Source organism: Lysobacter sp. ISL-50, assembly GCF_018612875.1.
In the GTDB taxonomy this organism is placed as follows: Bacteria; Pseudomonadota; Gammaproteobacteria; order Xanthomonadales; family Xanthomonadaceae; genus Lysobacter.
Window position 1 is genome coordinate 1 of record NZ_JAGGRI010000058.1, and the last position, 19,256, is coordinate 19,256.

Here is a 19,256-nt window from a genome sequence, read left to right on the forward strand (position 1 = left end):
GGCGGGAGCCGCGCCCGCGGGCGCGGTGCCCACTGGCGCGGCGCCGGCAGGAGCCGCGGCCGAGGTCCCCGGCGGCTGCCCTTGCGTCGCGGCGGCCGTGGTGCCGTTCGCGCGCGCGTTGACCGCGTCGTGGGTTTCCAGGATCACCGGATACATCACGTAGATCGACAACACGATCGCCAGACCGTTGATGACCACGTTGGGCGGCACCTGCTGCAGGCCCAGCGCGTTACGCAACAGGCTCAGCACCACGACGATCTTGGTGAAGGAGGTGACCATCACCGCGACGAACGGCGCCAGCGCCAGGCTGACGACCGTCAGCAGCACCAGCGCCGGCGAGAACGAACTGAAATCCATGACTCAGCTCCAGGAGAGCAGGCGTACACCCAGCGTGTCGCCGACCGCGACGATCTCGCCGCGACCGGCGTCGCGGCCGTTGGCGCGGATCACCACGTTCGCGCCTTCCAGCCGCGACGGCAGGGCGAACACGTAGCCGGGCTGGAAGCCGGACAGATCCTCGTAGCGGCATTCCAGCCGGCCCAGATCGAATTCCAGGCGGACCGGAACATCCGGGCCGGTGGCTTCGGCGGTGTCGGGGGCGGACTCGGTGTCGCTCATCGGGGAAGTCTCCTGATGCGTGGAAAGGGTCAAGGGCGGTCCGTCGATGCGCCAGCCGCCGGCGTCGGGCAGCAGCGGCCAAGCGTAGCCGGGCACTTGCGCGCGCACCGGCGGCGGGCGCTGGTAGTTGCCGATCACCAGCACGTCGCCGGGGCGCAGCTGGCGCCATTGCGCGTAGCGCAGTGGCGGGCCGTCCCAGCGCAGCGCGATCGGGATCGGCAGGTCGGACCAGTCGCGATAGCCGTCGCTGTCGTCGCCGTGCGGGCGTTCGAAAATTTCCGCGCGCTGCAGCAGGCGATCGACCCAGCCCGGCGGAATGCGCAGATTGCCGCGCACGCGCGGCTGGCCGCCGGCGTCGGCGATGGTGAAGGCCAGCCACAGCCCGTCCAGATCGGCCTGGGTCTGCGCCTGCAGGCTTTGCAGCGAGGTGTTGCCGTCGTCCACCACCGGAATCAGGGCGATGTCGATCGCCTGGCTCAGGCGCATCAGTTGCGATTCGTGGGCCAGGCTCCAGGCCAGCACGCGCGAGCGGCCCTGGTAGTCGCTCCAGTGCAGGCCGGTGTCGTGATCCAGCGACAGGCCGCTGTCGAGTTGCAGCTTGACCCGCGCGCCGTCGCCTTCCAGGGTGACCAGTTCGCCGTCGATCGGCGAGGCCTGGGCGAAGCTGAGCCAGCCGCCTTCGCGCAGCGGCCAGCGCTGCGCCGCGCCGAACAGGGCGCACATGGCCTGCGCCTGCCACAGCGGCAACGACGCCACGCGGCCGCGGATCGAAGTGCCTTCCAGGGGCGGCTGCGCGGCCGCGGCCGCCGGCGCGCTGTCTTCGCTGCTCATGCTGTGCGGCTCACCCATGGCCCAGGGCCACCTTCATCAGTTCGGGCAGCGAGCGTACTCCGAGTTTGTTCATCATGTTCGATCGATGCAGTTCCACGGTCTTGACGCTGATGCCGAGCACGTCGGCGATGATCTTGTTCGGTTTGCTCGCCACCACCAAGTCCATGACTTGACGTTCGCGCGGGCTGAGCCGGGCCAGGCGGTCGTCGCCGGCCTCGCTGCCGGCGTGGTTGCGCGCATTGGCGATCGCGGCCCGGATCGCGTCGATCAGGGCCTCGTCGCTGAAGGGTTTTTCCAGGAAGTTGGCCGCGCCCTTGCGCATGGCCTCCACCGCCAGCGGCACGTCGCCGTGCGCGGTCACGAACACCAGCGGCAGCACGATGCCGCGCCGGCGCAGTTCTTCCTGCAACTGCAGACCGCTCATCAACGGCATGCGGATGTCGGAGACGATGCACGGCGCCGCGCCGCCGTGGCGCTCGCCGGCGTAGGCCTGCAGGAACGCCGGTCCCGAGGCGTAGGCCTGCACTTCGAACCCGGCCGTTTCCAGCAGCCACGCGGTGGATTCGCGGAAGCCGTCGTTATCGTCCACCAGGTAGATGCGTGCTTCGGTCATGCGGCCTCACTCCCGGCATAGCGATGCGCGCATGCGCGCACGGGTCCCTGCGTGAACCTTTACGGTGAAAACGAAAAGCGTATGGAGCGGGGCGCGCGCGGACCTCGCCCGGTCGCGCGCCAGCCGCACGGTATAACCCGGTGGGCGGGGGCGGCGATGCTGACCTTTGTCATCTCGCGATGCCCAGGCCCGGCCGGACGGCGCCCGCACGCCGCTCAAGTGCGCGCCTCGAAGCGTGGCAGGGTGAAGCCGAACACGCTGCCGCCGCCTTCGCGCGGCTCGAAGAACAACCGGCCCTCGTGGTATTCGATGATCGAGCGGCAGATCGCCAGGCCGATGCCCAGGCCGTCGGTCTTGGTGGTGAAGAACGGCGAGAACAGTTGATCCTGCTCGGCCGGGCTCAGGCCGGCGCCGCGGTCGGACACGCGCACTTCGATCTGATCGTCCAGGTTCATGCGCGCGTCGATGCGCAGCTCGCGCCGCGCGGTCGGGATTTCGCGCATGGCCTCGATCGCGTTCTTGACCAGGTTCAGCAGCACCTGCTCGACCATCACCCGGTCGGCGAACACCGGCGCCAGGTTGGCCGGCAGGCCCAGGTCGATCCGCAACTGCAGGCGCTCGGCCTCCAGGCGCAGCAGTTCCAGCACGGTTTCGGCGATCTTGCTCAGCTCATGGGCGTCGCGCCGCGGTTCGCGCGCGCGCACGAACTCGCGCACCCGCGAGATCACCGCGGCGGCGTGTTCGGCCTGGGTGCGCGCGGCCTGCAGCGCGCGTTCGACCTGCACCGGGCCGCCGGCCTGCTCGACCAGACGCAGACTGCCGTTCAGATAATTCATGATCGCCGCGAGCGGCTGATTGAGTTCGTGCGCCAGCGTCGCGGCCATTTCGCCGACCGACATCAGGCGCGAGGTGAACAACAGTTTTTCCTGGCGGGTCTTGTGCGAATCCAGGGTCTCGATGCGCTCGCTGATGTCCACCGCGGTCAGCACATCGACCGCCGCGCCCTCGTGCTCGGCGCGGCCCCAATGCAATGCGTACCAGCGCCCGCTGTGCGGGGCGCGCACTTCGCGCGGACGCTCGCCGGCGCCGGCTTCGCCCTGCAGGCGCGCCAGCAGCGCGTCGCGTTCACTGTGTTCAGGCAGTTCGCCGAATTCTTCCGCGAAGCGCGCGTTGCCGCCGCGCAGGACGCCGTCGTCGTCGAACATCGCGCAGGCGAACGGCACCGCGCCGAGCAGGCCGGCGGATGGCGGTTGCGCGTCGCGCGCCGGCGCGCCTTGCGGGTGGGCGGTGGATTTCGCGGAGGCCATGCTTACATCAATGCCATGCGGGCCGGCCCGCCGACGTGAAGCCGCCGGCGACGCGGGGCGTGCCTGAAAGCGGCCGCGTACTGCTACGGTATGTCGCCTCCGCGCGGCCGCAGATGCTCCTGGCGCCCGTTCCGTTCCGACCCTGCGTATCGCACTGACTCGCCATGCCGACCCTGCCCTTGCTGCGTTTTCTCGTTCGTTGTTGCGCTTTAGCCGCCTGCGCGCCCCTGGCTGCGCTAGCCGCCGCGACATCCGCCGCGCCCGTCGCGGCTCCGGCCGCGTCGCCGCCGTCGTTGTTCTTCGAACTGGTCGCGATCCTGCTGCCGGTGGTGGTGGTCCTGGGTGGCCTGGTCGTGGTGCTGTTGTATCTGCGCAAGCGTCACGGCCTGACCGCGCGCGATGCGCCGCTGTCGATCCTGCAGATCCTGCCCGTGGGCCCGCGCGAACGCATCGTCGTGCTGCGCACGCGCAGCGGACGGGCGTTGGCGGTCGGCGTCGGCGGGCAGTCGCTGAATCTCATCGCCGAACTCGATCCGGCGGACATCGCGCCGGCCGAGGCGGCGCCGCGGGCGCCCGCGCCCGGCGCGGCCGATACGACGGTTTCAACAGCAACTTCTTCCACGTCGGTCGCAGCCTCCCCCACGGAGCGCGAATCGTGAGCGTTTCACGCTTACGTTAGTCGAATGCGATGACGCAATTGCGCACAAGTTCACAAAAACAATGATGAATGCGCGCGAATGTTATGCCGTGGAACGCAGACAATAGTGATTGTGCAGATATGGCATGAGAACGTTGTTGTTCATACAACGGGTGACAATTAGCACTTAGTATCGGCCGTCCGAACCGGCATCGTGTTTGAGGGCAGCGCCATGCGTGGGTGCTCAGGGGTACGTGGCAGAGCAGTGACTGCTTTCAGCGTTCGAGACAGCGCAATCCATCACAAGATCGCAGCCTGCGGCGGATACCCGCGGGACGGCGCGATCGTCTGTGCGCGTATGCTCGCCGCCGCGAAGTCCCCCGACGGGACGTCAATTTCCAGGGTCCGGGGCTGACCGAATGCGTGCATTGCTGAGTTCCTTGATGGCCGCTTCGCCCGGCACGACCCCGCGTCGGCGCGCCGGCTACAGCGACCTGGTCCTGGCCGGCGCCGCGGTCACCATCATCGGCGTGATGATCCTGCCGCTGCCGCTGGCGATCATCGACACCCTGGTCGCGGTCAACATCGCCATCGGCTTCGGCCTGCTGCTGATCTCGCTGTATATCCCCACGCCCGTGGCGTTCTCCAGTTTCCCCAGCGTGCTGCTGCTGACCACCTTGTTCCGGCTGGCGCTGTCGATCGCCATCACCCGCTCGATTCTGCTCGAAGCCAACGGCGGTCACATCGTTGAAACATTCGGCAGCATGGTCGCCGGCGGCAACCTCGTGGTCGGCTTCGTGGTGTTCCTGATCATCACCGTGGTGCAGTTCATCGTCATCGCCAAGGGCGCCGAGCGCGTGGCCGAAGTCGCCGCGCGCTTCACCCTGGACGCGATGCCCGGCAAGCAGCTGTCGATCGACTCGGACTTGCGCGCGGGCATGCTCGACAAGGACGAAGCCAAGCGCAAGCGCCGCCTGCTGGAAGTCGAGAGCCAGCTGCACGGCAGCCTCGACGGCGCGATGAAGTTCGTGAAGGGCGACGCCATCGCCGGCATCGTCATCATCATCATCAACCTGCTCGGCGGCCTGGCCATCGGCGTGCTGCAGAGGGGCATGCCGCTGGCGGACGCGACCCACACCTACAGCATCCTGACCATCGGCGACGGCTTGGTTTCGCAGATCCCGGCGATCCTGGCGACCATCGCCGCGGGCCTGGTGGTGACCCGCACCGCCGGCGACGAAGACGATCGCCACCTGGGCGAATCGATCACCCGCCAGGTCACCGGCCAGCCGCGCGTGCTGCTGATCACCGGCGTGCTGGCGTTCCTGCTGATCTTCGTGCCCGGCTTCCCGAAGCTGGTGTTCCTGTTGCTGTCGATGGTGCTGCTGGGCTTCGCCGCCTGGCGCTACCGCCACGGCTCGGTGATGCTGCGCCGCGCCTTCCGGGTGCCCGAGGGCGAGCGCGGCGTCGATGAAAAAGTCGTCAACGAAGACGAGATCGCGCCGCCCGCGGCGCTGCAGCTGGAACTGTCGCCGTCGCTGGCGGCGGTGTTCGGCGAGCAGCTCACGCGCGAACGCATGATCGAGATCGCGCGCCGTCTGCGCGAGGAATACGGCGTGCCGCTGCCGGTGCCGGTGCTCAAGCTGGCCGCCGACCTGGACAGCGGCGACGGCCTGGGCGGTTATCGCCTGACCGCGTTCGGCGCGCGCATCGCGTTCGGCCGGCTGTCGCCGAACGCGCAGTTCCGCCCGGCGCGCCTGGGCGACGCCAACGCGCCCAAGCTGCCCGGATTCTTTCCGCCGCTGGCCGGCGAGTGGACCGGTCAGGCCGGTAGCGGCATCCGCGATGCGCTGGACACGGTGGTCGAGCATTGCCGCGCCGCGCTGGAGCGGCGCATGGGCAGCTTCATCGGCATCCAGGAAACCTCCAACCTGTTCGGGCGCATGCAGCGCGACTATCCGGACCTGATCAAGGAAATGCTGCGCGTGGTCGCGCCGCAGCGCGTGGCCGACGTGCTGCGCCGGCTGGTCGAGGAAGGCGTGCCGATCCGCAATCTGCGCGACGCCTTCGAAGCCATCACCGACGTCGGCGGCCGCGAGAAAGACGTGGTGCTGCTGACCGAATACGTGCGCGTCGCGCTCAAGCGCGAAATCGCCGATCGCTACGCCGACGGCGAACGCACCATGCAGGTGTTGCTGATTCATCCTGAACTGGAAGACCGCCTGCGCCAGTCGGTGCGGGTGGCGGGCGGCGCGACCCAACTGGCGATCTCGCCGGAACTGGCCGGCCGCCTCGGCGCGGAAGTGCGTTCGCATCTGTCGCGCCAAGCTGAAGGCGTTAAGCCAGTGCTGCTGTGTTCACTGGATGTTCGCCGTCATTTGCGCAAGCTGCTGGAGATCGACTTCTTCGAACTGCCGGTGTTGTCCTACCAGGAACTCGCACCCGATCTGCGCATCGTGCAGGCAGGCCAGGTCAACGCCTGAGGAGCCCAGACGAATGAACCGACCCCTTCGCAAATTTCGCCCCATTCATCGGCCGATTGGCCCGCGCGTATCGCGCGTCCCGACCGTACACGCCGTCCTTCGCGACGGCGCCTGACAGGAGTTCGCCATGTCCTCCATCGACGAAAACCCGAACAATCCCGGCGAGGTAACCGCCTCCGCCGACGCCAAGCCCGAATCGCGCAACGAGATCCGGGTGTCGCCGGCGATCAGCGTGCTGCGCATCGTTTCGGGCCTGCACACCGGCGGCAACCGGCCGCTGTCGGCGCAGGAAACCGTGCTGATCGGCAGCAGCGGCGATTGCGACATCGTCCTGTCCGATCCCGGCGTCGCGCCGCGCCACGCATTTCTCACCCGCATGGGCGGCACCGTGTCGCTGCGCGCGCTCGACGCGCCCCTGCTGATCGACGGGCAGAATCTCAATCCCGGCGATCCGGCCGAGCTCACCGCGATGCAGCGCGTGGACCTGGGCAGCGCCTCGTTCGCGGTCGGTTCGGCCGACGATCCGGGCTGGGCGACGATGCTGCCGAACCTGGGCGAAGTGGCCAAGGCGCCGAAGACGGCGATGCGCCATCTGCCTTTGATCGCCGGTCTGGCGGCGTTGTCGCTGGTGTCGGTGGCGATCGCCGCGGCGGTGATGCCCGGTTTCGAAAAAGAACCCACGCCGACCGAAGTGGTCCAGCCGCTGATCAAGGAATTCTCGATCGCCGGCGGCCGCCTGGTCGAGAACGAAGACGGCAGCCTGGTGCTGTCGGGCACGGTCAAGGACGCCTCGGTTCGCGAGATGATCCGCAAGCGCCTGGCGACCGATCAGGTCGACGCGCGCCTGGACCTGCGCACCGGCGACGACATCGCCGCCGACGTGCGCGAAGTGCTGCGCAGCCAGGGCCTGAGCACCCAGACCAAGTACCTGGGCAACGGCGACGTCGAAGTCATCGGCCGTTTCGCGGACGAAAACGTGTTCAAGCGCGCGGTCGCCTCGCGCGCGATGCAGGACGTCAACGGCGTGCGCCGGGTGATTCCGCGCAACCTGTCGGAAGAGACTCACGTCGCCGGCCCGACCGTGGCCGCGCCGGAAGCGCCGAGCAAGCCGGTGGTGACCGAGCCGACCCGGATCGTGCAGATCGTGCGCGGCCCCAATCCGCATGTGATCGACATCGACGGCGTCGAATACGCGGTCGGCGACGTCATGCCCGACGGCCGCAGCCTGATCGCGATCGGCGACAAGGCCTGGGCGCTGAACAAGCTCACCGGCCTGACCGAGCAGCTCAAGGCCCAGCCGCTGACCGCGGCCGAGCTGGCGATCGCCAACGGCACCGCGCCGGCGGCCGATCCGGCCGCGACCGGTGCGACCGCGACGACCACCGCCACTCCGGCCGCCGCCGCGGCCACCCCGGCGACGCCGGCGGGCAAATCCGCGACGCCGGCGGTACCGGCCGGCGCGAGCAGCCCGGGCGCGGCGCCGACGGCTTCGGCGCCGGCTGCCAAGCCCGCGGCCAAGCCGGCCGCTTCACCCACCGTCGCCGAGGCGTCCGCGCGTCCCGGCAACCGACAGTGAACAGGGCACCCCCGGGTTAGCACTAGCTGGTTTCACAACTGCATCACCGATTAAATCCAACATCGGCACCATGCATCTGTAATTCGCCATACGTAAGCGTATGTATCCCGTAGTCAGTTTTGTGCCATCCGTTGTTCCACGCCATTCAGCGGCCTCGCCGCAACGAGCAGGAGAGACGTCATGAGTACCCCAGTCAATGCAGGCGGCACCGCCGGCCTGGTTACCAGCTTCATCGCTGATGTGAACAAGAACGACGCCATCGGCAACGGCAAGAGCTCGCGTGCCGGCGGCAGCAGCGCGGGCGGCGGCATTTCCGGCGCGGGCGGTGGCGGCGGCGGTGGCGGCAACAGCTGGTACGAAGCGATGGCCAAGGCATGGGGTTCGACCATGGACGCCCAGGCTTCGCGCATCACCGAGCTGTCGGGTTCCATCGGCGGCGGCAACGATCAGCCTTCGAGCATGATCGCGCTGACCTCCGAGAGCCTGCGCATGCAGTTCATCTCCAACAGCGCTTCGACCTCGATCAACAGCGTCGCCCAGGGCATCGAGAAGCTGGCGTCGAAGGCCTGACCGGTCTGGCGCGGCCCGACGTCCGCCGCCTTGCGCCGTTGCGGCATCCGGATCGATCGATCCGGGTGCCCACGGGCCGGCGGCCCGCGTCGCGACGCGGCCGATCGCGCGGGAGTTCGCCAGCAGCGCATTCGATGTTTTTTGTTTTCGTTCGGACCTAACGTTTCAAGGAGACCAGGGCCATGATCGAAGCCATCCAAGTCGCGGCCGAAGCCGCGCAGCCGGCCGCCGCATCGCCGGCGCAGTCGCCGCAGGCGTCCGCTTACGACATCCGCGATTTCGCGGCCGCGTTCGATCGCGGCGCCGCGCCCGCCGGTGGCGCGCAGAACGCGGGCGGTGCCGGCCAGGTCGCGCAGACCGCTCCGGCCGAGCAATCGCAGGGCACCCGCGCGGTGCTGGCGGCGCTCGACAACCTCGACGGCGGCGCCGACAAGATCGGTGCGGCCAGCCAGAACATTTCCGCCAACGCCGCCGAACTGACGCCGGGCGAGATGATCCAGATGACCATGCGCTGCCATCAGTTCATGTTCACCTCGACGCTCACCTCCAACGTCGCCAATCGCACCTCGGACGGCATCCAGCAGTTGTTCCGGCAGCAGTCGTAACCGGCAAGGCACATCACACCACGGGGGATGCATGGGTAGGGCGTCAGGCTTCAAAGCGGTAAGAGTCATGGCGGCCCTGCTGGCCTGCCTGCTGATCGTCGGCTGCACGCGCACACCGCTGTACAGCCAACTCGACGAGCAGCAGGCCAACGAACTGATGGCGGCGCTGCTGGACGCGGGCATTCCAGCGGAAAAAGACCCCTCGCCGAGCAAGACCGGCTGGGAAGTCATGGTCAACCGCGGCGACATCCCGTATGCGATGCAGGTGCTGACCTCGCGCGGCTTGCCGCGCGCGCAGTACCGCTCGCTCGGCGATGTGTTCAAGAAGGAAGGCTTCGCCTCTTCCGCGCTGGAAGAAAAGGCGCGCTATCTGTACGGCCTGTCGCAGGAACTGTCGCGCACGCTCACCCGCATCGACGGCGTGGTCGAGGCGCGCGTGCACATCGCCCTGCCCGACCGCGATCCGCTCGGCGGCAACGTGCAGGATTCCTCCGCTTCGGTGCTGATCTTCGAACGCCCGGGCCAGAGCCTGCGCGATCGCGAGACCGACATCAAAGTCTTCGTCAAGGACAGCGTCGAGGGCCTGGACGACGTCAACAAGGTCACGGTGAAGTTCTTCACCGTCACCGCGCCGCCGAAGGTGCATCAGGCCGGCGGACCGCTCAATGCGGTGATCGGCTCGATCGACCTGAGCGCGGTGATCATCGGCGCCGGGGTGCTGGTGCTGCTGGCGATTGTTGCGTTCTTCTTCGGCCGCCTGCGCACGCGCTTCGCACCGGCGCCGCATCCGCAGCCGTCCAACGCGCGTAGCGGGGTCTGGAACGGATGAGCACGGCGGCGGCGCTGCGGACGATCCTCTCCGAGGTCGATCCGAGCTGGCACGGGACCGGTAACGACCGGATCGCTCCCGAGCTGCTCGCCGCTGCCCGTGAAAGTGCCATCGGCCGGCGCATGCTCGCGCGCTGGCTCGCCGCCAACGACGCGCCGGCCTTGCTGGCGCCGCAACCGGGCGCCGGATTCGGCGCCGCCGCGCTGCGCTGGCCGCGCGCGCGCATGGCGCGTCTGGTGCGCGACCTGGGCGCGCTGGCCTATGCGCCGGCGATCCGCGCCGAAGTGCGCCGCGAGCCGGTGCGCCGGCTGAAGGTGGCGCTGGACAATTCCTATCTGCTCGCGCTCGACAGTCTGGTCTGGGACGGCAAGGTCCAGGCCAACCTGGGCGCGCAGCTGGCGGCCGAGATCGACCAGGCGCTGCGCGCCGGCGACGATCAGCCGCTGTTCGATCTGCTCGACCGCCGCGGCCGCGCCGAACTGCGGCTGTGGGCCGAACGCCGCGATCCCGGGCTGGCCGACTGGTCGCGCCTGCTGCTGCCGCGCGAGCCGCACGACAACGCGCCTACGTTGTTCGCGCACTTGCCGCCGGAAGTGGTCGAGCGGCTGCACACCCATCACGGCGCGCGACCGCTGACGGCCTGACCGCCGCCTCGCCCGCCCTTCCACGGCACGCCATAAAAAACGGAATCCCCATGCCCGCCGACCCGCTCCGTTCCGACTATCCGTCCGCCGCCGCCCTCGCGGCCGTGGGTGCGTCGGTGAGCGGCGCCGCCGAGCCCGGCGCGCGCCGCGACCTGGGCCGCGCCGGCGGCACGGTCGCGGTGTTCGAGCGCAAGCAGTTCGACCGCGCGCTCGCCGGCACCGTGGTGCCGGCCAAGCAGTGGAACGCGGTCGCCGAACTCGACCAGATGCTGGCCCGGGTCAACGAGCTGTACGCGCTGGCCGGCGATGAAATCAAGCAAGCGCGCGAAGCCGGCTACGCGGCCGGATTCGCCGAAGGCCTGGCGCGCGCGCAGCAGCAGATGGCGCAGCAACTGGCCGACCTCAACGAACGCCGCGCGCGCGTGCTCGCCGATGCCGGCAGCCGCGTGACCGAACTGGCCTGCGCGATCGTCGCGCGGATCTCGCCGGAATTCGATGCGCGCAGCGTGGTGCCGCCGCTGGTGATGCAGGCGGTGGAATCGGCGCAGGCGGAACAATTCCTGCTGATCCGCGTGCACCCCAGCGTGCGCGAGGACGTCGCCAAGGGCCTGGGCCTGGTGCGCCAGGCGCATCCGGTGGTCGGCGTGATCGAACTGGTGGACGACGAAAGCCTGGACCGGCTCAGCTGCGTGGTGGTGTCGGAAGTCGGCGAAGTGCGCGCCGGCGTCGCCCAGCAGATCGAAGCGATCCGCATCGCCCTGTCGGGCGCCGAATACGGCGCGGAGCACGGCGAATGAACGCCCGCGCGCTCGCGCTGAAGTGCGAGTGCCGCGCGCGCGGAGGCGGGCGATGAGCAGCCTGCAGCGCACCGTCCTGCAACCGGTGCCCGCGCCGGCGCAGCAAGATCCGCTGCTGACCGCGCTGGCGCGCGTGCCCCGCGTGGTGCGCGTGGGCAAGGTCGCGGAAGCCTACGGCACGATGATCCGCGCCACCGGCCTGAAGGCGATGATCGGCGAGTTGTGCGAGCTGCGTAACCCGCGCGACCGCGGTTTCCGCCTGATGGCCGAAGTGGTCGGCGTCTCGCGCCAGCACACCCTGCTGACGCCGCTGGGCGCGCTCGACGGCCTGTCGCACGACACCGAAGTCATCGCCACCGGCCGTCAGGCCTCGGTGCGCGCCGGCGACGGCCTGCTCGGCCGCATTCTCGACGCCAACGGCGATGCCATCGACGGCCGCGGTTCGTTCGGCCCGACCGTGCAGATTCCGATCTACGCCGCCTCGCCCAATCCGCTGGCGCGCACGCTCATCGACCGGCCGTTCGCGACCGGCGTGCGCGCGATCGACACGGTGATGACCGCCGGCGTCGGCCAGCGCCTGGGCATCTTCGCCGTCGCCGGCGGCGGCAAGAGCACCTTGCTCGGCATGCTCGCGCGCGGCGGCGACGCCGACGTCAACGTGATCGCCCTGGTCGGCGAGCGCGGCCGCGAAGTCAACGAATTCATCCACGACAATCTGGGCGAAGAAGGCCTGAAGAAATCGATCATCGTGGTCGCCACCTCCGACCGGCCCGCGCTCGAGCGCAGCCGCGCGGCGTGGGTGGCCACGGCGATTTCCGAGTATTTCCGCGATCGCGGCAAGCGGGTGATGCTGCTGGTGGACTCGGTGACGCGATTCGCCCGCGCCTTGCGCGACGTCGGTCTGGCGATCGGCGAACCGCCGGCGCGGCGCGGTTTTCCGCCGTCGGTGTTCAGCGCCATGCCGCGCTTGTTCGAGCGCGCCGGCAACAACGACAAGGGCAGCATCACCGCGTTCTACACGGTGCTGATGGAAGGCGAGGACGGCGACGATCCGGTGGCCGAGGAAGTGCGCTCGATTCTCGACGGCCACATCGTGCTGTCGCGCAAGCTCGCCGCCGCCTATCACTACCCGGCCATCGACGTGCTGACCAGCCTGAGCCGGACCATGCCGCGGGTGGCCGACGAAGGCCATCAGCGCGCCGCCGGCCAGCTGCGCAAATATCTGGCCAAGCATCAGGACATCGAGCTGCTGCTGCAGCTGGGCGAATACAAGCGCGGCAGCGACGCCGAGGCCGATATCGCCATCGAGAAGATCGAGCCGATCCGCAAATTGCTCAAGCAGTCGGCCCACGATCTGGCCGACTACAAGCAATCCATCGACGCTCTGCGCAGGTTGTTCGGATGAAACGCTATCCGCTGCATACCTTGCTGCAGCTGCGCGCGCACCGGGTCGAGACCGCGCGCATGGTGGTGCTGGAGCGTCAGCGCCAGGTGCAGGAGCGGCGCGATGCCTGCACCGCGATCGAGGGCGAGATCGCTTCGCTGCAACAAGAACGCGCCGACCAGCGCCTGCGCCTGCTCGACCCGCCGCCGCCGGGCGTGTCCTGGCCGATGGCGATGTCGCAGCGCGAATCGCATATCGACCATCTGGCCGAACTGGCCGTGGCCGCGCGCCAGCGCCTGGCCGACGCGCAGGGCAAGCTGCGCGAAGCCGAAGCGGCGCTGGACGAATCGCGCAAAGCTTTCTTCCGCGCCAAGGCGCGGTTGGACGCGCTGGAAAAACGTAAGGACGTGTGGCGCAAGGAACAAAACGCGATCACCCAGCGGCGCGAGGAAGCCCTGTCCGCCGATCTGCTGCTGGCCGCGCGCCAGAATTCCAGCAACGGCACTTTCTGACCGAGGTCGCCATGAGCACGATACGCAACAGCTCCTCGAACCATGAATCGGCCAAGCGCACCGAAGCGGCGCAAGAGGCGAGCAAGACCCAGCGCCAGGACGGGCCGCGCCAGCCGCCGGCGGCCGAGACGGTGGATCAGTTCCGCTCGCTGATGCAGCAGCGTCAGGCGCTCGGCCAGAAGCCCGGCCTGGACGGGCAGGTCGCCGGTGAAGGCGAGGGCGAGCAATCGCTGCTCAAGGATCTGGTCGGCGACAAGGGCCAGGCCCGGCGCGGCGACGAGCGCGAAGCGAGCGCGGACGAAACCCGCAACCAGGCGGCGACCGATCAGGCGCGCCAGCAGGTGGCCGAGCGCAAGAACCGCGACGAGACCCGCCATACCGTCGGCTTCGACCGTCCCGAGAACAACCAGCAGCCGACCTCGGAAGCCTCCGCGATGTGGCAGGCGCAGTTGGCCATGCGCGCCGACAACGCCGCCCCGGCCGCGCCGATGCAGCCCAACTCCAACGCGGCCGCGTTCGCCGACCTGATCGAGCGCCACGTGCGCCAGCTCGCGGTCAGCGACGGCGGCGCCGGCGGCGAGAAAGGCCAAGTGCTGCTGCGGCTGTCGGACCAGACCCTGCCCGGCACCGATCTGCTGCTGACCAAGACCGCCGAAGGCTGGCAGCTGCGCGCCGATTCGCGTTCGCGCGCAAGCTACGACGCGATCCGCGAAGCCGGCCCGGAACTGATGCGCCGCTTCGCCTCGCGCAACCTGGGCCAGCTCAGCATCGATCCGCATTTCCACGACTGACGGTCCCGCCTTCGCCGCCCGCCCCGGTTCCGCCCGGGCTGACGGCCTCACGGTCCGCGCGCCGCGCGCGGACGCCCCGTTCACCCAACCCGATGGATCGCCACCACCATGACCACCCCGAACGCCGACGACCAGCGCCGCCAGTTGCGGGCTTCCTTCGAAAACCTGTTGCAGGAACAGGCCGAGCTCAGCGCTGACGATCGCAGCTTCCTGCTGCATCACTTCAACGAAGCGCTGGAACAACAGAATCTGGATGCGCCGATCGAGCTCGATCCGGAAGTCCTGCGCAACGACTGGGCCGCCGCCGTGGACGTGCTAATGCCGGGCGTGGACGCCAGCGAGCGCGAGTTCCAGATCCGCCGCTTCGACGACACCCTGGAGCCGCTGCGCCGCGACGCGGTCAAGGACGCGGTCGAGTACTCGCGCCGCCGCCGCGACGAGGGCGAGGAAGCCGCCGCGCTGTGGCTGAATCAGCGCAATTCGCAGCGCAAGGCCAGCCAGGTCGCGACGCCGGTCGCAAATTCGGATTCGCGCGCCTCCTCGCGCAAGCCGGCGCCGCGCAATCCCTGGGGAAACGGCGGCTGAAACGCGTCCTGACGCGCCGCGGCACCTAGGGTACGCCATAGCTTGTAGGCCCCCCGGGCGCCCCGGAATATGGACACCAGAAAGCAGGGGCTGATTCGCACCACACGGCGGAACTGCTCTATCTCAAACAACGCACTGCATTGGAGAAGATCATGAGCAATGACGTTAGCGCGATGTTCGTCAACTCCCTGGCCAACCAGGAAGTCGAGAACAAGACCCACGAAGCCAAGTCCAGCGGCGCGAAGGGCTGGCTGGCGGCGATCGCCGAACTGACCGGCAAGCTGGCCGACAAGAAGGCCGCCGAGATGACCAAGTCGATCGAGAACCTGCCGGCCGACGCCAAGCCCTCGGACATGCTCAAGACCCAGGCCCTGGTGTCTGAGTTCCAGCTGATGATGAACACCTTCACCAACGTGGTGAAGACGCTGGGCGACACCAACGCGAACACCGCTCGCAAGGGCTGATGACGCGGCCGCGTTACCCGCGGCTCAAGAAAGGAGCGAAGCCTGGCTTCGCTCCTTTCGCGTTTGTGCGGTCCTGGCGATCGTCGGCGCGTGGTGTCTTCGCGCTGGCTTGCGCGTTGTCGATGTCGGCCGGCGCGGTCTTCGCGCAGGACTATCAGCCGCAGATGGACGCGTTCAATTCGTCCATGCAGTCGATGCAGAACGTGGCCGGCACCGCCGCGGTCAACGCGGCGATCAACCGTTCGCTGAGCAAGCGTAGCGGCGCCTCGGTGGCGAGTGCCGGCAGTGTCAAGCCCGCTGGCGCCAAGGCCGCGGCCGAGCTGGCGTTCCGCCGCGATCCGGCCACCACCGAGCGCGTGCGCGCGGCGCTGATCGCGGCGATGCGCCAGCAGAGCAAGACCGTCGCCGACGACTTCGCCCGCCGCTCGGCCGGCGCCGATTACCGCCAGCGTTTCGCCCGCACCCTGCCGGGTCAGGGCCTGTCGAACGACAACCTTGCCGACATCGCCGCGTATCACGTCGCGGTCAACTGGGCGCTGGTGCATCAGGCGCCGATGCCCGCCGGCAAGGCGCTGCTGGCCTTGCGCAATCAGATGCGCGGCTCCTTCGCCGACAACGGCGTGCTGGCCAAGCTGGCGCCGGATCAGCGGCAGTGGGTCGCGGACGATTTCCTGTTCCGGTCGTTGAACCTGGCCGAGAAGGTGGACGGGTTCGCGCGCAAGCCCGAGCCGCGGACGCAGACGCTGTTCGCGCAAGCGGCGCGCGAAGATGTTCGTCGTACGCTTGGGATCGATCTGCAGGGGTATCGGTTTACTGTTGAGGGGTTGGTGCGGTAGGGCTTTGGGCGGGTGGGGTTTCTTCGCTATCTGAGCGAAAGGCATCGGGGCTGAAGCCCCTCCCACAAGAGCCTTCTCCCACAAGAGCCTTCTCCCACAAGAGCCTTCTCCCACAAGAGCCTCCTCTCACAAGAGCCCTGCTCACAGGAGCCTGCTTAAGGGGCTGCTGCTAGCGCCGGTTGAGGCGCCGTCCTAGCCACCACGCGCCGGCCGCCACGGCGACGCCCAGGAACAGGGCGAGGCCGCTGCCGCCGGTGCTGATGCGTTCGCTGACCAGGCTGCCGCTGGGCAGCAGCAGGATCACCGCGACCGCCAGGCAGGCGTAGGCGACCACGGTCAGCACCCAGAACAGCCATTGCAGCGCGCGCACCACTTCCCGGTCGGGCTCGCGGTCGTGGGTCGGGCGGTGGATGCCGCCGCGGCCGAAGCTCCACAGCCAATGGGTCAAGGTGGCGTTATCGACTCCGCCGCCGCGCCGGCTGGCGCGGCGCGTCGGGCCTTCGCCGGTGTAGGTCATCTGGTTGGGCGCGTTGTCGCCGCGCTGCTGGACCGCGCGGTCGTTGGCGTTGAGCGGCAACGAGCGCGGATCGTTGTTGATGGTGTTGGTGCTGACCGACTGCAGCGTCGCGGACGTCTCCGACGGCGGCGGCGGCGCGTTAGCGGCGGTGTTGGCCGGCGCGTTGGCGTGCTGCAGGGTGTTCATGCGCGCGAACATGCTCTGCTGCGCGGCCAGCGCGTCCTGCGACAGCGAGCCGGCCATCGGCGCGGCCGGGATCGCGTTGGGCGTGTTGCTGGCGACCAGGGTCAGCGTCGGCGCCACGTTGGTGGTGGTGTTGGCGGCGCTCGCCGCCGAGCCGGCCGCGGCGCCGGAGGCCGCGCCGTTGGACGCCATCGGCGCGCCGATCGTCGCGGTCTGCGCGCTGGCGCTCTGGGCGCTGGCGCCGGTCGCCGGGACCGCGCCGTAGTTCACCACCGGGCGGTCGAGCTGGGCGTACTGCGCGGCGTTGTTGAGCGCGCGCTCGGACAGCGTCGGCGCCGGGTATTGGGTCGGGCCGTTGTTGAACGGATTGACGTTGTGGTTGTTGCCTTGCGCCGACTGGCCCTGCAGCAGGCGGCTGGACGGGTTGTCCGGATTGAGCAGCGGGTTGTTGCTCAGGTTGCTGCCGGGCTGGGTGTCGGTGCCGGGCAGGCCGTTGTTCGGCAGGGAGTTGTTGGGCAGGCCGTCGTGAGGCTTGGACAGATCCAGCGGCAGGTTGCCGTCCGGACCCGGCAGTCCGCCTTCGGGCCCGGGAACCCCCAGGTCGGGGCCGCCGGGAAGGTTCAGGCCGGGCGGTTGCGGGCCGCCCGGCAGGTTCCCGGGCTTGCCGCCGCCCAGGCCCAGCAGGTTGCCGAGAGGATTGCCCGAGCCTGGATTGAAGTGGATACCGGACATGGCCGTACTCGTGCGCAGGAACATCCGCCAAGAGCGTGGCGTGCCACTCGACGGTAATGCCGGCGACGCGCGCCGGCATCCTCGGGCCGACCCTAGGTCTGCGGCATGCATTCGATGTCATTCAAGCATCGCGAAGGAAGGCTGCGCGATGGGCACGATGAATGTGGGGGCGCGGCAGGTCCGTCGCCTCGGCGGTGGTCGAAGCACGCCGCGTCGCGATATCCGCGCGCGATGCGGAGGTCGGAGCTTCGATCGCTTTCGTTATCGCTGCACCGGCCATCGCGATGCGAATCGCGCGATGAAAAATCATCGCCGCATCGAGCGCGTCGACCTGTCTCGCCGCACGCCGCGCGCCGTCCGCGCAGAACGCTGGGCAAAGGTGGCAACGCAGACGCGTGGCACGCGCAAAGGCTCTTGTTGCCCTATCGCGCTTACGCGAGACTGTGCACGCGGTCTTCGCTCGCGACGCAAGTTCGCAACGCAAGCTCGCGCCGCCTCGCCGCCGCACCTTCTGCCGTAACCCCAACTTCTGGAATCAAGATGAGCCGACTGCCCGGCCTCGATCTGCTGCGCGCGATCGCGATCGTTTGGGTGATGTTCTTTCATGCGGCGATGGCCGGGCTGGGTTCGCCGTGGATGCCGATGTCGCAGTTCGGCTGGATGGGCGTGGACCTGTTCTTCGCGCTCAGCGGCTATCTGATCGGCTGGCAGGTGCTGCGGCCGTTGAGCCAGGGCCGGCGGCTGTCGTTCGGCGATTTCTATCTGCGCCGCGCCTTCCGCGTGCTGCCGGCGTTCTGGGTGGTGCTGGCCTTGTACCTGCTGTGGCCGGATTTCCGCGAACGGCCGGGCATGCAGCCGGCCTGGCAGTTCCTGAGCTTCAGCGTGAACCTGCTGATCGACTACGAACACAACAAGGCGTTCTCGCACGCGTGGTCGTTGTGCGTGGAAGAGCATTTCTATCTGGTGTTTCCGCTGCTGGCGATCGCGCTCACGCGCAAGCCGGCGCTGTGGAAGACCGGCGTGGTGGTGGCGCTGCTGGTCGGCGGCGGCATGCTGCTGCGCGCCTGGGTCTGGCGGATCAGCCTGCCCGACGGCGCCAACGCCTGGGTCGAAAACGTCTACTACCCGACCTGGATGCGGCTGGACGGTCTGCTGTTCGGCGTCGTGCTCGCGGCGATCCGCGCGTACCGGCCGCGCTGGTGGGAGGCGATGATGCGCCGCTCGGGTTGGCTGGCCTTGCTGGGCGTGCTCGGCGTCGCCGCGGCGATCGCGGTATCGCAAGAGAGGCTGGGCCTGCAGGCTTCGGTGTTCGGATTCCCGCTGGTGTCGCTCGCGTTGGCGCTGCTGGTCGCGGCGGGCGCATCGGAACAACGCTGGACCGGACGCTTGCGCGTGCCCGGCGCGGGTTGGTTGGCGGCGGCTTCCTTCAGCCTGTACCTGACCCACAAGGCGATGTTCGGCTTGATCTCGGGCGCTTACGGCGAATCGCTGGAGGCCAACGGCCTGCTCGCTTTCGGCGCGTATGCGGCGGCCGCGTTGCTCGGCGGCGCGCTGCTGCACTACGCCGTGGAGCGGCCGTTCCTGCGCCTGCGCGAGCGGCTGGCGCATCGCCGCGCGCAATCCGCGGACGCCGCCGTGGCCGCCAACGCCTGAGCGCGGAGGCTCAGCCGCGCGCGGCCTCGTGAGCGAAGCTGCGCCGCAACGCGAACGCCGCGGCGATCGCGCCGAGCGCGGCCAGCGCG

General features: G+C 69.0%; 20 protein-coding genes and 1 pseudogene. 15 read left to right on the forward strand and 6 right to left on the reverse strand.

Features of this window, described 5'->3' with window-relative positions; translation table 11 throughout:
* The 4 genes and pseudogenes from J7J50_RS23400 to J7J50_RS23415 form a co-directional block, all read right to left on the reverse strand.
* A pseudogene (locus J7J50_RS23400) lies at window positions 1-357 on the reverse strand (hypothetical protein); the annotation flags it as partial.
* 3 nt (window positions 358-360) lie between these two features.
* Complete coding sequence (gene sctQ, locus J7J50_RS23405) at window positions 361-1,467, reverse strand: type III secretion system cytoplasmic ring protein SctQ (protein ID WP_215059555.1); 1,107 nt, start codon at window positions 1,465-1,467, stop codon at window positions 361-363.
* Window positions 1,460-2,062, reverse strand: coding sequence for a response regulator (locus J7J50_RS25210; protein ID WP_285222322.1), 603 nt, complete (start codon window positions 2,060-2,062; stop codon window positions 1,460-1,462). The genes sctQ and J7J50_RS25210 overlap by 8 nt, the downstream gene beginning before the upstream one ends.
* Window positions 2,063-2,277: 215 nt before the next feature.
* Window positions 2,278-3,369 (reverse strand): ATP-binding protein, encoded by a 1,092-nt coding sequence (locus J7J50_RS23415; protein WP_215059552.1) that lies wholly within the window; start codon window positions 3,367-3,369, stop codon window positions 2,278-2,280.
* A 164-nt stretch (window positions 3,370-3,533) separates the two neighbouring features.
* Between J7J50_RS23415 and J7J50_RS23420 the strand changes: the two genes are divergently transcribed.
* The 14 genes from J7J50_RS23420 (at window position 3,534) to J7J50_RS23485 (ending at window position 16,082) form a co-directional block, all read left to right on the forward strand.
* Entirely contained in the window at window positions 3,534-4,028 is a 495-nt protein-coding gene (locus tag J7J50_RS23420; protein WP_215059550.1) for a flagellar biosynthetic protein FliO, read from the forward strand.
* A 421-nt stretch (window positions 4,029-4,449) separates the two neighbouring features.
* On the forward strand, window positions 4,450-6,489 hold the full coding sequence (locus J7J50_RS23425; RefSeq protein ID WP_215059548.1) for a flagellar biosynthesis protein FlhA: 2,040 nt from the start codon (window positions 4,450-4,452) through the stop codon (window positions 6,487-6,489).
* A gap of 127 nt (window positions 6,490-6,616) precedes the next feature.
* Window positions 6,617-8,065, forward strand: a complete 1,449-nt coding sequence (locus tag J7J50_RS23430; protein WP_215059546.1) for an FHA domain-containing protein — start codon at window positions 6,617-6,619, stop codon at window positions 8,063-8,065.
* 180 nt (window positions 8,066-8,245) lie between these two features.
* Window positions 8,246-8,635 carry a hypothetical protein gene (locus tag J7J50_RS23435; RefSeq protein WP_215059545.1) on the forward strand — a complete coding sequence of 130 codons (390 nt, stop codon included), beginning with the start codon at window positions 8,246-8,248 and terminating at the stop codon, window positions 8,633-8,635.
* Window positions 8,636-8,817: 182 nt separating this feature from the next.
* Window positions 8,818-9,240, forward strand: coding sequence for a hypothetical protein (locus J7J50_RS23440; RefSeq protein ID WP_215059544.1), 423 nt, complete (start codon window positions 8,818-8,820; stop codon window positions 9,238-9,240).
* A 67-nt stretch (window positions 9,241-9,307) separates the two neighbouring features.
* A complete protein-coding gene (gene sctJ / locus J7J50_RS23445) occupies window positions 9,308-10,069 on the forward strand; it encodes a type III secretion inner membrane ring lipoprotein SctJ (protein WP_215059543.1) in 762 nt (253 codons plus the stop codon).
* Window positions 10,066-10,713 carry a hypothetical protein gene (locus J7J50_RS23450; protein ID WP_215059542.1) on the forward strand — a complete coding sequence of 216 codons (648 nt, stop codon included), beginning with the start codon at window positions 10,066-10,068 and terminating at the stop codon, window positions 10,711-10,713. Before sctJ ends, J7J50_RS23450 begins: the two co-directional genes overlap by 4 nt.
* A 50-nt stretch (window positions 10,714-10,763) precedes the next feature.
* Window positions 10,764-11,510 carry a FliH/SctL family protein gene (locus J7J50_RS23455; protein ID WP_215059541.1) on the forward strand — a complete coding sequence of 249 codons (747 nt, stop codon included), beginning with the start codon at window positions 10,764-10,766 and terminating at the stop codon, window positions 11,508-11,510.
* A 52-nt stretch (window positions 11,511-11,562) separates the two neighbouring features.
* Entirely contained in the window at window positions 11,563-12,915 is a 1,353-nt protein-coding gene (locus J7J50_RS23460; RefSeq protein WP_215059539.1) for a FliI/YscN family ATPase, read from the forward strand.
* Window positions 12,912-13,406, forward strand: a complete 495-nt coding sequence (locus J7J50_RS23465) for a hypothetical protein (protein ID WP_215059537.1) — start codon at window positions 12,912-12,914, stop codon at window positions 13,404-13,406. The genes J7J50_RS23460 and J7J50_RS23465 overlap by 4 nt, the downstream gene beginning before the upstream one ends.
* Before the next feature lie 11 nt (window positions 13,407-13,417).
* Complete coding sequence (locus tag J7J50_RS23470; RefSeq protein ID WP_215059535.1) at window positions 13,418-14,197, forward strand: hypothetical protein; 780 nt, start codon at window positions 13,418-13,420, stop codon at window positions 14,195-14,197.
* Between the two features lie 108 nt (window positions 14,198-14,305).
* Window positions 14,306-14,782: a hypothetical protein gene (locus J7J50_RS23475; protein WP_215059533.1), complete on the forward strand. Its 477-nt coding sequence runs from the start codon at window positions 14,306-14,308 to the stop codon at window positions 14,780-14,782.
* Between the two features lie 152 nt (window positions 14,783-14,934).
* Entirely contained in the window at window positions 14,935-15,246 is a 312-nt protein-coding gene (locus J7J50_RS23480) for an EscF/YscF/HrpA family type III secretion system needle major subunit (RefSeq protein WP_215059531.1), read from the forward strand.
* Between the two features lie 122 nt (window positions 15,247-15,368).
* Window positions 15,369-16,082, forward strand: a complete 714-nt coding sequence (locus tag J7J50_RS23485) for a DUF6683 family protein (protein WP_343222564.1) — start codon at window positions 15,369-15,371, stop codon at window positions 16,080-16,082.
* Between the two features lie 169 nt (window positions 16,083-16,251).
* On the opposite strand, the gene J7J50_RS23490 is transcribed toward J7J50_RS23485, so the two are convergent.
* Entirely contained in the window at window positions 16,252-17,514 is a 1,263-nt protein-coding gene (locus tag J7J50_RS23490; protein WP_215059527.1) for a hypothetical protein, read from the reverse strand.
* A gap of 121 nt (window positions 17,515-17,635) precedes the next feature.
* Window positions 17,636-17,824 carry a hypothetical protein gene (locus J7J50_RS23495; RefSeq protein ID WP_215059524.1) on the reverse strand — a complete coding sequence of 63 codons (189 nt, stop codon included), beginning with the start codon at window positions 17,822-17,824 and terminating at the stop codon, window positions 17,636-17,638.
* A 230-nt stretch (window positions 17,825-18,054) separates the two neighbouring features.
* On the opposite strand from J7J50_RS23495, the gene J7J50_RS23500 reads away from it, so the two are divergent.
* Window positions 18,055-19,167 carry an acyltransferase gene (locus tag J7J50_RS23500; RefSeq protein ID WP_215059521.1) on the forward strand — a complete coding sequence of 371 codons (1,113 nt, stop codon included), beginning with the start codon at window positions 18,055-18,057 and terminating at the stop codon, window positions 19,165-19,167.
* Window positions 19,168-19,256 lie beyond the last annotated feature (89 nt).

Excerpts from the sequence above, each read along its gene's own strand:
- sctQ (WP_215059555.1), bottom strand. The coding sequence starts at position 1,467 with ATGGGTGAGCCGCACAGCATGAGCAGCGAAGACAGCGCGCCGGCGGCC.
- J7J50_RS25210 (WP_285222322.1), bottom strand. The coding sequence starts at position 2,062 with ATGACCGAAGCACGCATCTACCTGGTGGACGATAACGACGGCTTCCGC.
- J7J50_RS23415 (WP_215059552.1), bottom strand. The coding sequence starts at position 3,369 with ATGGCCTCCGCGAAATCCACCGCCCACCCGCAAGGCGCGCCGGCGCGC.
- J7J50_RS23420 (WP_215059550.1), top strand. The coding sequence starts at position 3,534 with ATGCCGACCCTGCCCTTGCTGCGTTTTCTCGTTCGTTGTTGCGCTTTA.
- J7J50_RS23425 (WP_215059548.1), top strand. The coding sequence starts at position 4,450 with ATGGCCGCTTCGCCCGGCACGACCCCGCGTCGGCGCGCCGGCTACAGC.
- J7J50_RS23430 (WP_215059546.1), top strand. The coding sequence starts at position 6,617 with ATGTCCTCCATCGACGAAAACCCGAACAATCCCGGCGAGGTAACCGCC.
- J7J50_RS23435 (WP_215059545.1), top strand. The coding sequence starts at position 8,246 with ATGAGTACCCCAGTCAATGCAGGCGGCACCGCCGGCCTGGTTACCAGC.
- J7J50_RS23440 (WP_215059544.1), top strand. The coding sequence starts at position 8,818 with ATGATCGAAGCCATCCAAGTCGCGGCCGAAGCCGCGCAGCCGGCCGCC.
- sctJ (WP_215059543.1), top strand. The coding sequence starts at position 9,308 with ATGGCGGCCCTGCTGGCCTGCCTGCTGATCGTCGGCTGCACGCGCACA.
- J7J50_RS23450 (WP_215059542.1), top strand. The coding sequence starts at position 10,066 with ATGAGCACGGCGGCGGCGCTGCGGACGATCCTCTCCGAGGTCGATCCG.
- J7J50_RS23455 (WP_215059541.1), top strand. The coding sequence starts at position 10,764 with ATGCCCGCCGACCCGCTCCGTTCCGACTATCCGTCCGCCGCCGCCCTC.
- J7J50_RS23460 (WP_215059539.1), top strand. The coding sequence starts at position 11,563 with ATGAGCAGCCTGCAGCGCACCGTCCTGCAACCGGTGCCCGCGCCGGCG.
- J7J50_RS23465 (WP_215059537.1), top strand. The coding sequence starts at position 12,912 with ATGAAACGCTATCCGCTGCATACCTTGCTGCAGCTGCGCGCGCACCGG.
- J7J50_RS23470 (WP_215059535.1), top strand. The coding sequence starts at position 13,418 with ATGAGCACGATACGCAACAGCTCCTCGAACCATGAATCGGCCAAGCGC.
- J7J50_RS23475 (WP_215059533.1), top strand. The coding sequence starts at position 14,306 with ATGACCACCCCGAACGCCGACGACCAGCGCCGCCAGTTGCGGGCTTCC.
- J7J50_RS23480 (WP_215059531.1), top strand. The coding sequence starts at position 14,935 with ATGAGCAATGACGTTAGCGCGATGTTCGTCAACTCCCTGGCCAACCAG.
- J7J50_RS23485 (WP_343222564.1), top strand. The coding sequence starts at position 15,369 with ATGTCGGCCGGCGCGGTCTTCGCGCAGGACTATCAGCCGCAGATGGAC.
- J7J50_RS23490 (WP_215059527.1), bottom strand. The coding sequence starts at position 17,514 with ATGTCCGGTATCCACTTCAATCCAGGCTCGGGCAATCCTCTCGGCAAC.
- J7J50_RS23495 (WP_215059524.1), bottom strand. The coding sequence starts at position 17,824 with ATGATTTTTCATCGCGCGATTCGCATCGCGATGGCCGGTGCAGCGATA.
- J7J50_RS23500 (WP_215059521.1), top strand. The coding sequence starts at position 18,055 with ATGAGCCGACTGCCCGGCCTCGATCTGCTGCGCGCGATCGCGATCGTT.